A 14,809-nucleotide genomic window follows, 5' to 3' on the forward strand; every position below is an offset into this window, starting at 1 on the left:
GTAAAAAAGGTGTAAAAGATGATCCATTTTATTGGTATTACAAATGATAATCAGCTGGAAAAGGGGATTATTATTAATGAAGAAAATCTGAAAAAATATAAATGGTATTGGGCGGATTTTAGCGAACCAACAACAGAGGAGATGCAGCAATTAGCTGACATATTTCATTTTCATCCACTAGCAATTGAGGACTGTATTCAGGAAATCCAGCGACCAAAGTTAGATTATTATAATGACTATACATTTTACGTTACACACATTGTTCGCGAAGAAGAAAACACTATACTAAAGGATGAACTTGATTTTTTTGTCGGAGAAAATTTTATCGTAACATTTCATCATGGGGCGTCCATAGAAATAACCAACGTTTGGAATAAAGTGCTCGCACAGAAAAATCTTGATAAATGGAATCCGTATTTTGTGTTTTATGAAGTACTAGATAAAATTGTCGATAATTATTTTCCTATCCTTTATCGGATAGAAGAAGAGTTACGAAAACTTGAAGATGAAACGCATAAAAAGTCAATGGATCAATTATTGAACGGATTATTCGAAACTCGAAATATGCTTTTAATACTACTCCATACAGTGAACCCTATGCGTGATTTACTTTATCGAATGTTAAATTCACAGCATTTAAATAGAATTGTGGAGAGAAGAGAGTATTTTTCTGATATTTATGATCATCTGTTAAAACTTTCCGAAATGGTTGCATCTAACCGGGAAGCGACAGCTGATATTCGGGATAGTTATCTTTCACTTAACTATCATCAAACGAACAAAGTAATGAAGATATTAACAATCATTACATCTATATTTGCGCCATTAACATTTATTGCAGGAATTTACGGCATGAATTTCGAGAGAATCCCAGAATTATCATGGGTAAATGGATATTTTTATATTCTAGGATTGATGGGCATACTCGCTTTGACGATGATCGTATTTTTTGTAAGGAAGGGCTGGTTTAAATAATTAGCTTTTCTTTACTTGTGTATTTCTTGCGTTATTTATCTTTAATTGATCGCAAAAGGAAGATAGTAATAATTGGAGGTGCGAAATGAAGAAATCGGTGTTAATTATAATTGGGGGAATTGTAAGTGCTTTATTAATAGGGTGTAATACGACCAATGAACGGCAGGCACAGCAGCTAATTGAAAACTATTACAATGCAATGAAAGAGCGGCAATATGAAATAGCATTTGACCAACTATATATTTTTGATGATCATTATACAGATGGTCCTTCTTTTTTATCCGAGCAAGAAGCTAAAAATCTATTTAATAAAAAAATAAATATTCTTGAAGAGCAAGATTATTACATAAAAGATTTTGAAATTGTAAATGTAGAATATGAAGATGGACACTCATTTTGGCATCATATTAATATAGTCGTAGAACAAAAAGGGCAGCGTTACGAATGGGAGGAAGTTGCTCAAATGTACGAAGGCAAATTAATTGTAGACGGAAAAAATGACCCTTATGTGCAATATAGGAATGGACAAATGAACGTTAATTTTGAGTTTGAAAGTTAGATAGATAATTGAGCTTGAAATAATAGTAATGTAAAAAATGCCTTCCTATTATACAATAGAGGAAGGCATTTACAATTGAATCGCTTATTATATGCGCGGTAGATTTTAACTTCTTGCTAAATTAGTTCTCTAAATAAAATACTTTATCGATATTATATTTTGCGCGTAATGTATTAATCGCGTATGTCTCATAGATTTCGCGTTCCATTGGATCATCAATTTCGTATACTTCGATTTTAAAAATTTCATCACGGTGTTTTTTCATTGGAGAAACATTATCTTCGAAGTGCTTTTTAATACGTTGGCGAATTTTGCGTGCTTTCCCAACAAATAAAAGCTCATTTTTTTCGTTATAAAAGAAGAAAATACCGCCTTTTTCACGAGTGATTTTATGGAAATCAATAAAGCCATGGAAAGGCGTAATTGGTACGTCTCCATCTTTAAGTACTTGCTCACGTTGGCGTATAACAAGATCTGGTTTTGGTAATTCAATTTTAATCAAAACTATTCACGTCCCTCTACTTAGTAAATATTTATAATACCATAATATCCTCGATTTTACTATCGCTATTAACTTTACGTCAACTATTTTAGGATAAAAAATATATTAAATCCGGTTATAAAACACATCAAATTTATGCATATTATCCGACACTACGAAGAGACATTTATTTTATCTCTCGCACGAATATATATTATTACAAATTTATTTCACGAATTGTAATTAATGAGGAAAACGCTATGTAAGATTTTTTCTAAATTACAACACCCCGTAAAGCTTACAAACACAATTTCTTTTTAAGTTCTTAACTAAATTGTAAGTAATGTTCAATAAGCATAACCGATAGTGAATGTGGTATTATTGTTAAATAATGGTTATTAAGAGGGGGTAAACTGGTGAATAGCAATTTAAAAGGTAGAAGAGTCATACTTAGAGAAATGATAGAAAATGATTGGATAGATGTTCATGCATATGCATCTCAACCTATTGTTTGCCAATATCAACCTTGGGGGCCCAATTCAGAAAAAGAGTCACAAGAATTTGTAAAACAAGTTATTGTAGAGTCGAAACAGGATCCAAGAAGTCGATTTGTTTTTGTCATAATCGAAAAGGAAATGTTAATTGGTGCAGGAGAGATCAATATTCGAGATTTCACGAATAGGGAAGGCGAGATAGGTTATATTGTTAATCCAACTCACTGGGGAAAGGGATACGCGACAGAAGTAGCAAAACTCTTGATTGAATTTGGATTTGGAACATTAAATCTACATCGTATATTCGCTACTTGTGACGCAAGAAATATTGGCTCATCAAAAGTATTAGAAAAAATCGGTATGACGAAAGAAGGCAGAATCCGAGAAGATATGTTATTAAGAGATGGTTGGCGAGATTCTCTTTTATATAGTATTTTAGAACATGAATGGATAAGCGCTGAAATTACTGCCAAATAACAAATGAAACTCGCACTTGGATTAATTTAATTTCAAGTACGAGTTTTTTGTTATTATAAAATCATCTTTTGTGTATCGCTTGATGGCTTATTATCGATCAAAGCACCTCCATTTTAATTAAAAAATGTATGTTTTCATTAAAGAATAGGGGTCTTATCTTAACTGTACCGGTGACTAAATAAGAGAAATTTATTAAAAAAGAACAATAATATAAGGTGGTTTTTCTCGTAAACAGGTGATTATTTAGGTGAAAAAGAAAAAAAAGAGCGCTTTTTTGAGAAATACATCTCCAGTCCAAGCGATCCTTATATGTCTTATTCATATACGTATACACAAAAAAGACATTTTCTTTTTTAATCCTATTAAAAATATACTTCAACTAATATTTTTTTATCGAAAATTAATAGTTTGCTCTTTTTATAATCGTCAAAATTGATTTCGTCGATTTTGACATACAACTTAAATATAAATAAGTGCCATTTTAGTTAAATAGAACTAACGTGTCACTTATTTTAAATTAAGTCGTATATCGATTTCGCCAAATGGCAAAATCGGAGTTAAAATTTAAGCATTTTATTTGGATAGAAAAATTAATCTCATTTATAAATCTTATAGCTACTTCTATTTTGCATTATGCCCTAAACATTCAGGCTCTATGAGATATGATATTCATCACAATAGCAAAATGAAGATGCTGTCATCAAAACTCTTTATGACTTTTGAGACAGCATCTTTCTTTGAAATATCAATCAGATTTTAATAACTAATTAGATTAAGCGACCATATCCAGTGAAGTGATTTTCCCAATAGGCACCGTCAATATTACTAATTTGTACGTGATATCCACTAGCAGCAATCATTTTATTATTGCCAATATATATACCGATATGTGAAATACCAGATTTATATGTATTGCTAAAGAATACTAAGTCGCCGATTTTAGGTTTAGATACCGGTTTAGCTGCATTGTAGAAGCCTTCCGCTGATAATCGAGACGTTGAAATTCCTGCTTTATTATAAACATATGAAATAAAACCAGAACAGTCAAAACCACTTGGTGATGAACCACCAAATATATATTTAGTACCTATGTATTGTTTTGCAATCGAAACAATACTATCACCAACTGATGGATTTGTTGATGTTGTTGAACTACTAACAATTAATTTTTGTCCAACAGAAATTGCTGTAGAAGATAAATTATTTAATTTCATAATTGTTTTATACGAAATGCCATATTTATTTGCTATTTTAGATAAAGAATCTCCTGGTTTTACTATATATGTAGATGTTTTACCTGAACCAGAAGGATTAGAGACTGAATTAGAAGTATTGGATTCTGAATTTGAAGTAGTAGAACCTTTTACTACTAACTTCTGTCCAACCTGAATTACAGTTGAAGATAAATTATTCCATTCCATTAAAGTTTCACTTGAAACACCATACTGACTTCCAATTTTAGATAACGAATCTCCTGGTTTTACTGTATATGTAGTCATGGATCTTGAATTTGAAGTAGTAGAAATTTGATTTTCACCAATAATTAATTGTTGTCCAGGAATAATTAAAGTAGATGTTAAATTGTTGGCTTTCATAATTGTTTTATATGAAATGTTATGTGCTTTTGCTATTTTATCTAAAGAATCTCCTGATTTTACTGTATAAGAAGCTGCTGAAGCTTGACCAACAGATGTTAATAAAACAGTTGTTCCTACTGTTAACGCTGCTAGTTTTGATGACCATTTATTCATAAAATTATATTCTCCTAAATTTACTATTATTCTCACCTATTATAATAACATTTTGATATAACAAATTAGTGTCAAAAATATAACAAAATTATATCAAAAGTAATTCTACTCCTGATAAATACAATTTTCGGTTACATTTAATGGATAAATGTAATTGAAATCAATCGCTGCATCTAGTATACGTACAAGATGGTCTTCCGGTACAAGCTGTTCAATTGTCAGCATTTCAAGTTGTCCACGCTCATTGATTTGATTATTCGTCCTCATGTTTATCATCACCTCAAGTATTTTCAGCAAGTTAAGAGTAAAATATTTTATCATTAGCCAATACAAGTTGATTGGAGTGGAAGGCACGACACTCCTGCGGGAACAGCGCGGGCGGAAAATCCATTTTTGCGGCAATCCGCCGAAAAAATTAGTTGAAGCCGTGCCCGCGGAAAGGGAGCGCCTGGAACGGAAATCAACGGTTTCTTACTATTTATTCTAAAAAGAAAAAAGACCGTAGGCAAACTCAAATTTCTATGAGTTTGTCTACAGTAAATTAGTTTCGGTTGGATGCATATTCATCTGCCATTTATTCAAGAATAACCAATTAGATAAGGGGAAAGGGATTGTTAAAATACAGGTATTGTAATAATAAATGTCGTTCCTTTGCCCATTTCACTTTGTACAATAATCGTTCCGTTGTGCATTTCTACAATTTTTTTTACTATTGATAGACCTAAGCCACTTCCACTATTCGAACGGACTCTTGCTACATCCGCTTTATAAAAACGCTCGAAAATGTGTGGCTGGTCTGCTTTCGAAATACCGATACCAGTATCTGAGATTGTAACAACTGCTTTATGGACCTTCTTTTCCAATTGAATAGTAATCTTCCCATGTTCAGGAGTGAATTTAATGCAATTATGAATGAGGTTTGTCCATACTTGGCTCATTAAATCTTCATCCGCTAATAAAGTTATTTTTTCTAAGTGGATATCAAATTCAATGTTTTTTTGATCCCAGTGCGGTTCACACGCTAAAATAATTGCACGTAATTGTTGATCGAGGGGATAGTTCTTTTTTTCAAACGTATGATTTTCCGATTCAAGCGATGTCAGTTTCATTAAATTATCACTTAGCTTCGATAGTCGACGACATTCGGTTTCGATAATATTCAAATAGCGCTGATGCTGCTCTTTAGAAAGTTGGTTGTTTTGCAATGCTTGCGCGAAACCTATAATTGACGTTAATGGTGATTGAATTTCATGGGATACGTTTGAAATAAACTCTTGACGCATATCCTCCATCTGTTGTAATTGCTTTACCATATGATTAAATTGATCAACTAGTTCTGTGAATTCATTACGTTCATTCATTTTAATATCTAAATAGACATTAAAATCTCCACTAGAAATTTTACGTAATGCTGAAATGACTTCAAGATAGAAGTTTTTACGCCTATTAGGCAATATAAAATGTATAATAGTAGCCAATAAAAACATAAATGAAAAACCAGTAATTATTGTAAAGATAAATTGAAAATATCCTGAAGTTTGAATAGGGATACGTTCTATTAAGAAATAAGCAATCGAAAAACTACTTACAATATAAAGTATAAAGAACATTAAACCTTGTATTAGCTTTATTATTTGCCTCTTCATTATTCAATTAGCTCCAAGCGATAGCCCAATCCCCAAATCGTTTTTATACGAAATGAAAACTCATCTTCTGGGAATTTTTCTCGCAATCTTTTAATATGAACATCCACAGTTCTTTCATCGCCTTCATAGTCATAACCCCAAATATCTTCTATCAACTGTTCACGTGAAAAAGTTTTACCGGGATAATTGCCAAGTTTATATAACAACTCAAATTCTTTTAAAGGAATCGTATATTCAGTTTCCTTAAAGAAGACCTCATACGTTTTACGATTCATTTTTAGCTCACCAATGTTGAGGGTTTGCGAGAGGTTGATATTGTAGCGTTTTAATAATGCTTTCACACGCATCACCAATTCGATTGGTTCAAATGGTTTCACGAGATAATCATCTGCACCAAGTTCAAAACCTTTTACTTTTTGAGAAGTCTCCGCTTTAGCCGTCAACATTAAAATTGGAATATCACTGAAATCTCGAATTTCCTGACAAAGCTGCCATCCATCCATATTTGGCATCATAATATCGATAATCGCTAAATCAACTTTTACTTTTTCCAATAAAGTCATTGCTTCTACACCATCAGATGCTTCATAAAGGTCAAAGCCTTCCTTATACAAAAAGAGCTGTATTAGCTCTCGTATATGTGCATCATCATCGACAATTAATAATTTGGTCATGCAATTTCATTCCTTTCGAGTGATCTAAGCTATTTCAATTGAGTGTAATTGCTGATCTGTAAATTCGCGATATAGCGCATGTGAATGATAAAGTTCCGAATGTCTACCAATACCTGTAATGGATCCTTTTTCAAGGAATATAATTTGATCTGAATCAATTATTGTAGATAAGCGATGCGCAATGACTATCGTTGTACGTCCTTTCATCAAATCATTTAACGCTTGTTGGACGACTTTTTCAGATTTACTATCAAGACTTGAAGTGGCTTCATCTAGCATTAAAATTTTTGGGTTTCTTAAAAAGGCGCGAGCAATCGCAATTCGTTGTCTTTGGCCCCCTGAGAGTTTCATCCCTCTTTCGCCGACTTCTGTATTATAACCATTTGGAAGATCAGCAATAAATTGATCTGCATACGCCATTTTTGCAACGGTAATTAATTCCTTATCTGATACAGCTCGATTTAAACCATACGTAATATTATCTCGAATTGTTCCTGAAACGATAGGGCTTTCTTGTGATACATAACCAATTTGACTTCTCCATGATTGTAATGAAAACTCTTCAATGGATTTTCCACCAATTGAGATCATGCCATCATTTGGTGTATAGAAACGTTCGAAAAGAGAGAACAGTGTTGTTTTCCCGCTACCACTAGGACCAACAATGGCCGTTACTTTTCCGGGCTCCACATTAAATGTAATGTCTTTTAATATTTGTTCTTTATTATTGTAGCTATAGTTGACATGTTCAACTTTGATGATTTCATTCATATTTTGTACTTCATCAGCTGCATCTTTTTCTTCGTCAGCTTCTAAGATGGTAATAATGCGTTCTGTTGCACCAGTTGCTTTTTGAAAATGCGTAAAGAAAGTAGCCATTTGCGCCATTGGCATTATTATTTGGAACAGATACATAATGAAGGCGACTAATGCACCTGTAGTTAGAGCACCTGTAGAAACACGCATACCGCCATAACCTAGTAATAAAACAAGTAGAGTCATCATGACTAAGCTTATGATCGGTCCGAGCACAGATTGGACTTTTGCTTCTCTTAAGCCAAAGTGAAACAAGTTCGTAATTCTTTGTTTCCCATTTTGATATTCAATTTTTTCTGCATTAGAAGATTTCATAAGACGAATTTCGGATAATACTTGTTGAAGAACTGCAGTGAATGTAGCTGTTTCATCTTGCAATCCTTTAGAAATTTTATACATTGTTTTACCAAGGGGTATTAAAATTAATGCAGCTATAGGAAATGCAATAAATATCATTGATGTCATTTTCCAATCAAGGACGAATAAGACAATGATGGAACCAATAATGGAAATCGTTCCAGAAATGAAGTTTGCTAAATGCTCTGAGATTAATTCCTTTACGACGGATGTATCATTCGTCATACGACTAACCGTTTCACCTGAAGGATGTTCGTCAAAATAACTAACAGGTAATACAAGCAACTTTTTCCAAAGCTTCTCCCGAATACTTGCAACAACATATTGACCAATTCGATTTAACAAATAGATTGAGACTCCACTTGCTAACGCTTGTGCAAGAATCGCTATAACGAGGATAGAAATATTAGCTGAATTCAAAGAGCTAATCGAAAAATCATTGACAAGATTCGATGTGAACAACGGTACTAATAATCCAACACCTGTTGTTGTTAAGCTAAGTAGTAATGCTATACAAATCATTATTTTAGAAGGTTTCGTTTCTACAATCAATTTTAGAAACTGACTAAACCCTTTTTGTTTTTTATCTTTTTTCATTTTTATACTTCCTTTCACTTCTGTATACAAGTGAAGTATAAAAAGAAGTTGTGAACTGAATATGAACTAATACTTAGTAATTAGCTATTACGAATATTTGGAGAAGCATGATTACTACTATTTCTCACAATCTAGATAAAGATTCGTTTGTCTAGGAATGCGTGTTGAGTAACCTATAGTTGAAGGGAAAATAAAAGGATAGTTTCAGTTGACATGGAGAAAATAATCCTAAATATTATTTAGGAGCGATGAATTTGAATAAAATGGTTCCACCTTTGTTGTCTTTATTTTGCATATTAATTTATGGATTAGGCAATGGTTCAATATATGCGAATAAAATAGAAACTCCTCAACATCAACCTTTTGAAGAAATATTTACTGAAGGAGGATATAAAACAATAGGGGAAGCAGTGCAAGATTTTGAATCACATTATAATCAAAAGCTTAAACTTCCGCTTAGAGTGCCTCCGATTAGTTTTACGCATCATTTTGGTCGATTTAGTAACTTAGAAGGCGACATAAACGATTCTTTAGATATGAAATTGATTAGTGACCAATCACCTGAAAACCAATTTAGTATTAATGTTCGCCATATTAAGTATAAAATTGATTTTGGTAATAAGCACATTACGGAAGTATATAAATTAAACAATGGAATCGAAGCGAAATATATCGAATTGCCAAACTCCGGTTTTAACATGTTAGTGTTCGAAATAGATAATTGGCAATATACGTTCGATATTGATCGAAGAGTAGCAGAAAAAGTAACTCCAGACATATTGGTACAGATAGCGAATTCTATTGATTTTAAAAATGAAAGACGATAATTTATTGAAGGTACTTTGAAAAAGGGGGTCCAACATTTTGTGAAGTTACTAAGTAACTGATGAAAAAATTGTAAGTTTACAAAATAATATAGTAAAAGTAGGCCGTAAATCTTTGTTTATAACAAAGATTTACGGCTTTTCATGTTGCATACAGAATAATTTCATCCGGATCATATTTCCATTTACAACAAGCTCTATAATAAAAACTCTTGTGAGTATTTTGTGAAAATTAATAAAAACAGCCTATAATTCTCTCTATATTTTTGTTCCAATTAACATAGATTAGTTCCCCGAATATTCATATAATTTCAAGTATATATTGGAAGCGTTTTCTAAAAGGGGGATAATATGAAGATTATTATAGCACCAGACTCCTTCAAGGGAAGTCTAAGTGCAGTAGAAGTATCGAACTATATAGATATCGGCATTAAACAAGCTTTTAAAGATGCTCAAACCATTAAACTTCCTGTAGGTGATGGTGGAGAGGGCACAATGGAAACTTTAGTTGCTGCGACTGGTGGTACGATAAAAAATATATCAGTAGTAGGACCATTAGGAAATGCAGTACAAGCATCCTATGGTGTGTTAGGAGATGGGAAAACTTGTGTAATTGAAATGGCAACCGCATCAGGTTTACATCTAGTCCCAGAAGGACAATTATCTCCTTTAACTACTACTACTTATGGTACAGGTGAACTGATAAAACAGGCATTAAATGATGGTTACAAATCTTTTATTATCGGATTAGGTGGTTCGGCAACAAATGATGGCGGTGCTGGAATGCTACAAGCATTAGGCATGAAATTATTGGATCGTGATGAAAAAGAAATTGAATTCGGAGGAGGTGAACTAAATAACATTAATGAAATAAATTTAGCGCATTTCGATGAACGAATTAAAGATTGTAAGTTTTTAATAGCTTCAGATGTTCAAAATCCATTAGTAGGTCCAACTGGCGCTTCCTTTGTATTTGGACCCCAAAAAGGCGCTTCTATGGAGGAAGTAATTATCTTAGATAACAATCTAACGCATTGGGCCGACATTATTGAAACAACAACAGGTATCCAGCTTCATGAAAAAAAAGGTGCAGGTGCAGCAGGCGGTATTGGCGGAGCATTTCAAGCATTTTTCCCAGTGGAATTTCAAAGAGGCGTAGATGTAGTTTTAGATTATATTCAATTGGACGAAAACTTAAAGGATGCAGACTTAGTTATCACAGGTGAAGGAAAAGTTGACAATCAAACAGTCTATGGAAAAACACCACTTGGGGTAGCACAAAAAGCGCAATCAAAGAATGTGCCGACAATTATATTAGCTGGATCGACGGGGATAGGTTTTGAAAGCTTATATGAATATGGAGTTGTAAGTATTAACAGTATTATTAATAATCCTATGAGTCTTAATGACGCAATTGATCAAGCAGGTGAATTATTAATTACAACTACAGAGCAAGTAGTTAGAACATTTTTTTATTATAAAACAAATTAACTAGGGGGTTTTTCTTTTGAATATTAAGGATACTATTGAAAAAGTACCAGGTGGTATGATGGTTGTTCCTCTATTATTAGGTGCTACTTTAAATACAATTGACCAATTGCATATTCCATTTGTAATGAATATATTAAAAGGTTTAGGCACTGCACCAACAAGTGATGGTTACTATGAGTTTTTAAGAATAGGCGGCTTCTCACAGCATTTATTTAAAGATAGTGCACTAGTACTTATCGCATTATTCTTATTCATCGTTGGAAGTCAAATGAATTTAAAAGTTGGTGGAAATTCATTGAAAAAGGGTGCACTATTAACAGCTACTAAATACTTTGGTGGTTTAGGTGTAGGTATGTTATTCGGAATGATGTTTGACCCATGGACTGGTGTACTAGGGCTTTCTACTTTAGCTATTATTGCAGGTATGACAAATAGTAACAGTGGTATGTACGCAGCTTTAACTGGACAATATGGTAACCGTTCTGATGTAGGTGGTTTATCTATTCTAGCAATCAATGATGGTCCATTTTTAACTTTAGTATCTTTAGGACTTTTAGGAACAGCATTCCCAGTAATTTCATTTATCGCAGTTTTATTACCAATCGGAATTGGTATGATTTTAGGTAACTTAGATCCTAAAATTCGTGAATTCTTAAAGCCAGGTGAGTCAATTCTAATCCCATTTTTCGCCTTCTCATTAGGTGCAGGAATGAACTTATCAAACTTCTTGAATCCAGAAGTACTTGCAGGTGGATTAGTTTTAGCAATTTTAACATTCGTAGTTACTGCTATTACTGGTATGCTAGCATTTAAAATTTTCAGAGAAAAAAGCTTTATTGCACCACTTGCAGAAGCATCTACAGCTGGAAATGCAGCTGCAACACCAGCAGCAATTTTAGCCGCAGCAGCAGTTGCAGTAACATCAGGTGCAATGAGTGCTGCTGAATATGCAAAGATTGAAGCGATTGTACCTATTGCAACAGCACAAATTTCAATCTCGACAATTACAACGGCAATCCTTTGTCCATTAGCAGTAATTTTTATGGATAAATACCAAAGAAGAAGAGGCATTATTGGTACGGATGAAAACCCAGGGGAAAATAATACTGCAACAAAGCCAATATCTAAAAAAATATTAAAAGATGCCTAATTTATAGTTGGCTGTATCATAAACTGCTGCAGCCAACTTTTTTCTTTCTGGAAGAAGTACTTTCAGAAACAGGGTTTTAGGAAGTAAATTGGTTAAGCAATAAAATAATTTTAATAATAATAACATCGTCTATGTTACGAGTGTCTAAATTTGTTTCTTTTTGAATTTTGTTTAAACGATATTTTAAAGTGTTTGGATGTATAAATAATTCTTTAGCTGCAATACCAACATTTAAATTTGATTTAATGAAAATAGTAAGTAACTCTTTATGTTTAATAATGATTTGATAATCTGGATTATTTAAAAACTTTTCAATAGTATTTAAAGGAATTTGAGACAGCATTCCTTCCAGTTGATGACTTTCATAATTAATAATATTTTGATTAATATTTAAATTTAAAATCAAATTACATTCTTCATAGGCTGATTTTAAGTATGTAATATTATTTATAGGCGTAGTATAAGCAATTTTTAATTCGTCAAATAAATTTGTGAATTTTGTAAAGAGATTCAATAATGTTTCAACAGATTGTTTTGAAAGATCGAAAACTAATAAATAACGATTAATTGAGATTTTTTTATGTAATATAGTTCTAGTAATTAAATCATTAGTGAAGTATAGATGATTTCTTGTATTTTTTTCAAATTGATTAGTAGTTTCAATTAACACGATTAGATAATTTTCTTCTATAGGAATACTTAAATTAAATAACAGACGCTTTAAATTGATTAGGTTAATTTCTGGGTGTAGAAGTTCTTCGATAATTAAAGCTTGTTGAATATTTTTCCATTCATTGGCAGATGTTAAATGTGCTTGTTTTAATAATAATTCGGCCAACATTTTTACAACATTTGAAATTTCTTCGATTTTATTAGGATCGCCAGTAATACCTATTGTACCAACAATTTCATTACTAAATTCAATAGGGATATTAATACCTTCCTGAGCGCCGCGATATTTTTGGGTATCTTCTTTGAAAATCTTAATCGCTGTTTTCGTTTTTTGTACCATTAATGCACCCTCATGAAACTGAGAAATTCTAGAAGGGTCCTTAGAAGCTATAATAATACCTTCTAAATCCATAATATTAACATTTAATGAAAGTACTTTTGAAGTTTCGTTTACAATCGTTTCAGCTAAAATCTTAGTTAACATACATACACCTCGAATAACTGTAAATTTAGACAAATCTTTCTTGTAAATTGTAGTGTATTTTATCTGAATTGACAAATATTTCTCTAATTGTAGTTGATATAATAATATGTAAGCGGTTTATAATAAATTTTGCTTTTATCACTATATTTATGATGTATAATGTTAAAAGTCTGAAAATACTAAATATATTTTATATTGCATTTATAATAAAATGCTTTTTTAAAATAACAGATAAAATATGAAAGATTGAGGGAGATTAAATTTGTGAAAAAAATATCGGATATTAAACTAGTAATTCAACAGTCGCTCCAGCAAAATGAGCCTACAATTATAGCTATAGATGGTCCAGCAACGAGTGGAAAATCAACTATGGCTGAAAATTTAAAAAATGAATTTGATATTGTTGTCATTCCAATGGATCATTTCTTTTTACCAATGACTATGAAAACAAAAGAGAGACTTTCGGAAATTGGAGGAAATGTAGATTATAAACGAGTAGAGGAAGAAGTTTGTATTCCTTTTAAAAATGGAGAATTATCACTTTATCAATCTTTTAATTGTCAAACGAAGAATTATGAAGAAAATAAAGTGCAGCAAAGTTCTGTTTTAGTTTTAGAGGGAGTATATGCATTACATCCAACGCTTCAAAAATATGTAGACTATGCATTATTATTAGAAATTTCACCGTCTGAACAGATGAATAGACTTGAAAGAAGAAACACACCACAAATGGTTGAGAAATTTATTAAAGAATGGATACCACTCGAAAATAAATATTTCGAATATTTAGAGCAAATGGAAGGTTGGGAAATATGAAAACTCGCTATTTAATTTATACGTCACTATTTATTGCTATTGCTATTGTATTGGCACAAGTTGTAAAAATAATTCCAATTGGTACACCTGGAGCAGTGTTATTACCACTCCATATACCAATTTTATTGTGTGGCTTTGTATGTGGAAAAAAATATGGCTTATTAGCAGGTATAATTACGCCACTTGTTTCCTTTTTAATTACAGGTATGCCAATGATTTTCCCTATTGGTCTTAGTATGATGTTTGAATTAGGTACATATGGATTTATGGCAGGATTTTTATATAAAAATTTAAAAGTAAATCCTTATATTAGTCTTTTAGTTTCAATGCTAGTAGGTAGAGCAATTTATGGAATTGCTGCTGCTATTTTATTTAGTTTTGCAAACTTTGACTTTGGCTTACAAATGTTTATTCAAGCTGCATTTGTTGTGGCTTTACCAGGAATTATCATTCAATTAATCATTATTGTACCTTTAGTAAAAGCGATCGAAAAAATAGAAAAGCGAAACAACTTTTCACAAGTAAATGCATAGAGGAGGAAATTT

General features: G+C 32.1%; 15 protein-coding genes. 8 read left to right on the forward strand and 7 right to left on the reverse strand.

Annotated elements, in window-relative coordinates; all coding sequences use genetic code 11:
• The first annotated feature begins 18 nt into the window (after positions 1 to 18).
• Both corA and AAFN87_RS04495 read left to right on the forward strand, forming a co-directional pair.
• Entirely contained in the window at positions 19 to 975 is a 957-nt protein-coding gene (corA, locus tag AAFN87_RS04490; RefSeq protein WP_347789829.1) for a magnesium/cobalt transporter CorA, read from the forward strand.
• 85 nt (positions 976 to 1,060) lie between these two features.
• Positions 1,061 to 1,534: a hypothetical protein gene (locus AAFN87_RS04495; protein ID WP_347789830.1), complete on the forward strand. Its 474-nt coding sequence runs from the start codon at positions 1,061 to 1,063 to the stop codon at positions 1,532 to 1,534.
• 121 nt (positions 1,535 to 1,655) lie between these two features.
• Here AAFN87_RS04495 and AAFN87_RS04500 read toward each other — a convergent pair whose 3' ends face one another.
• Positions 1,656 to 2,036, reverse strand: a complete 381-nt coding sequence (locus AAFN87_RS04500) for a nucleotide excision repair endonuclease (protein ID WP_347789831.1) — start codon at positions 2,034 to 2,036, stop codon at positions 1,656 to 1,658.
• 395 nt (positions 2,037 to 2,431) lie between these two features.
• Here AAFN87_RS04500 and AAFN87_RS04505 point away from each other — a divergent pair, with 395 nt between their 5' ends.
• Entirely contained in the window at positions 2,432 to 2,986 is a 555-nt protein-coding gene (locus tag AAFN87_RS04505) for a GNAT family N-acetyltransferase (protein ID WP_347789832.1), read from the forward strand.
• Positions 2,987 to 3,753: 767 nt separating this feature from the next.
• On the opposite strand, the gene AAFN87_RS04510 is transcribed toward AAFN87_RS04505, so the two are convergent.
• The 5 genes from AAFN87_RS04510 to AAFN87_RS04530 form a co-directional block, all read right to left on the reverse strand.
• Complete coding sequence (locus tag AAFN87_RS04510) at positions 3,754 to 4,737, reverse strand: C40 family peptidase (RefSeq protein WP_347789833.1); 984 nt, start codon at positions 4,735 to 4,737, stop codon at positions 3,754 to 3,756.
• Between the two features lie 105 nt (positions 4,738 to 4,842).
• Positions 4,843 to 5,004 carry a hypothetical protein gene (locus tag AAFN87_RS04515; protein WP_347789964.1) on the reverse strand — a complete coding sequence of 54 codons (162 nt, stop codon included), beginning with the start codon at positions 5,002 to 5,004 and terminating at the stop codon, positions 4,843 to 4,845.
• Between the two features lie 347 nt (positions 5,005 to 5,351).
• Positions 5,352 to 6,383, reverse strand: coding sequence for a sensor histidine kinase (locus AAFN87_RS04520; RefSeq protein WP_347789834.1), 1,032 nt, complete (start codon positions 6,381 to 6,383; stop codon positions 5,352 to 5,354).
• On the reverse strand, positions 6,383 to 7,057 hold the full coding sequence (locus AAFN87_RS04525) for a response regulator transcription factor (protein ID WP_347789835.1): 675 nt from the start codon (positions 7,055 to 7,057) through the stop codon (positions 6,383 to 6,385). Before AAFN87_RS04525 ends, AAFN87_RS04520 begins: the two co-directional genes overlap by 1 nt.
• A gap of 24 nt (positions 7,058 to 7,081) precedes the next feature.
• Positions 7,082 to 8,827: an ABC transporter ATP-binding protein gene (locus AAFN87_RS04530; protein ID WP_481886440.1), complete on the reverse strand. Its 1,746-nt coding sequence runs from the start codon at positions 8,825 to 8,827 to the stop codon at positions 7,082 to 7,084.
• 248 nt (positions 8,828 to 9,075) lie between these two features.
• On the opposite strand from AAFN87_RS04530, the gene AAFN87_RS04535 reads away from it, so the two are divergent.
• The 3 genes from AAFN87_RS04535 (at position 9,076) to AAFN87_RS04545 (ending at position 12,292) form a co-directional block, all read left to right on the forward strand.
• Entirely contained in the window at positions 9,076 to 9,654 is a 579-nt protein-coding gene (locus AAFN87_RS04535; RefSeq protein WP_481886441.1) for a hypothetical protein, read from the forward strand.
• A 348-nt stretch (positions 9,655 to 10,002) separates the two neighbouring features.
• On the forward strand, positions 10,003 to 11,142 hold the full coding sequence (locus AAFN87_RS04540) for a glycerate kinase (RefSeq protein ID WP_347789837.1): 1,140 nt from the start codon (positions 10,003 to 10,005) through the stop codon (positions 11,140 to 11,142).
• A gap of 16 nt (positions 11,143 to 11,158) precedes the next feature.
• On the forward strand, positions 11,159 to 12,292 hold the full coding sequence (locus AAFN87_RS04545) for a 2-keto-3-deoxygluconate permease (protein WP_347789838.1): 1,134 nt from the start codon (positions 11,159 to 11,161) through the stop codon (positions 12,290 to 12,292).
• Between the two features lie 76 nt (positions 12,293 to 12,368).
• On the opposite strand, the gene AAFN87_RS04550 is transcribed toward AAFN87_RS04545, so the two are convergent.
• Positions 12,369 to 13,448 carry a CdaR family transcriptional regulator gene (locus AAFN87_RS04550; protein ID WP_347789839.1) on the reverse strand — a complete coding sequence of 360 codons (1,080 nt, stop codon included), beginning with the start codon at positions 13,446 to 13,448 and terminating at the stop codon, positions 12,369 to 12,371.
• 264 nt (positions 13,449 to 13,712) lie between these two features.
• Between AAFN87_RS04550 and AAFN87_RS04555 the strand changes: the two genes are divergently transcribed.
• Both AAFN87_RS04555 and AAFN87_RS04560 read left to right on the forward strand, forming a co-directional pair.
• A complete protein-coding gene (locus tag AAFN87_RS04555) occupies positions 13,713 to 14,264 on the forward strand; it encodes a uridine kinase family protein (RefSeq protein ID WP_347789840.1) in 552 nt (183 codons plus the stop codon).
• Positions 14,261 to 14,797: an ECF transporter S component gene (locus AAFN87_RS04560; RefSeq protein WP_347789841.1), complete on the forward strand. Its 537-nt coding sequence runs from the start codon at positions 14,261 to 14,263 to the stop codon at positions 14,795 to 14,797. Before AAFN87_RS04555 ends, AAFN87_RS04560 begins: the two co-directional genes overlap by 4 nt.
• The last annotated feature ends 12 nt before the right edge of the window (positions 14,798 to 14,809 follow it).

The sequence above is a fragment of the Solibacillus sp. CAU 1738 genome (assembly GCF_039888725.1).
Lineage (GTDB): Bacteria > Bacillota > Bacilli > Bacillales_A > Planococcaceae > Metasolibacillus.

What these genes read in the sequence shown, in the direction of transcription:
- AAFN87_RS04550 (WP_347789839.1), bottom strand. Translation starts at nt 13,448, where the DNA reads ATGTTAACTAAGATTTTAGCTGAAACGATTGTAAACGAAACTTCAAAA.
- AAFN87_RS04510 (WP_347789833.1), bottom strand. Translation starts at nt 4,737, where the DNA reads ATGAATAAATGGTCATCAAAACTAGCAGCGTTAACAGTAGGAACAACT.
- AAFN87_RS04560 (WP_347789841.1), top strand. Translation starts at nt 14,261, where the DNA reads ATGAAAACTCGCTATTTAATTTATACGTCACTATTTATTGCTATTGCT.
- corA (WP_347789829.1), top strand. Translation starts at nt 19, where the DNA reads ATGATCCATTTTATTGGTATTACAAATGATAATCAGCTGGAAAAGGGG.
- AAFN87_RS04495 (WP_347789830.1), top strand. Translation starts at nt 1,061, where the DNA reads ATGAAGAAATCGGTGTTAATTATAATTGGGGGAATTGTAAGTGCTTTA.
- AAFN87_RS04520 (WP_347789834.1), bottom strand. Translation starts at nt 6,383, where the DNA reads ATGAAGAGGCAAATAATAAAGCTAATACAAGGTTTAATGTTCTTTATA.
- AAFN87_RS04540 (WP_347789837.1), top strand. Translation starts at nt 10,003, where the DNA reads ATGAAGATTATTATAGCACCAGACTCCTTCAAGGGAAGTCTAAGTGCA.
- AAFN87_RS04530 (WP_481886440.1), bottom strand. Translation starts at nt 8,827, where the DNA reads ATGAAAAAAGATAAAAAACAAAAAGGGTTTAGTCAGTTTCTAAAATTG.
- AAFN87_RS04515 (WP_347789964.1), bottom strand. Translation starts at nt 5,004, where the DNA reads ATGAGGACGAATAATCAAATCAATGAGCGTGGACAACTTGAAATGCTG.
- AAFN87_RS04535 (WP_481886441.1), top strand. Translation starts at nt 9,076, where the DNA reads ATGAATTTGAATAAAATGGTTCCACCTTTGTTGTCTTTATTTTGCATA.
- AAFN87_RS04525 (WP_347789835.1), bottom strand. Translation starts at nt 7,057, where the DNA reads ATGACCAAATTATTAATTGTCGATGATGATGCACATATACGAGAGCTA.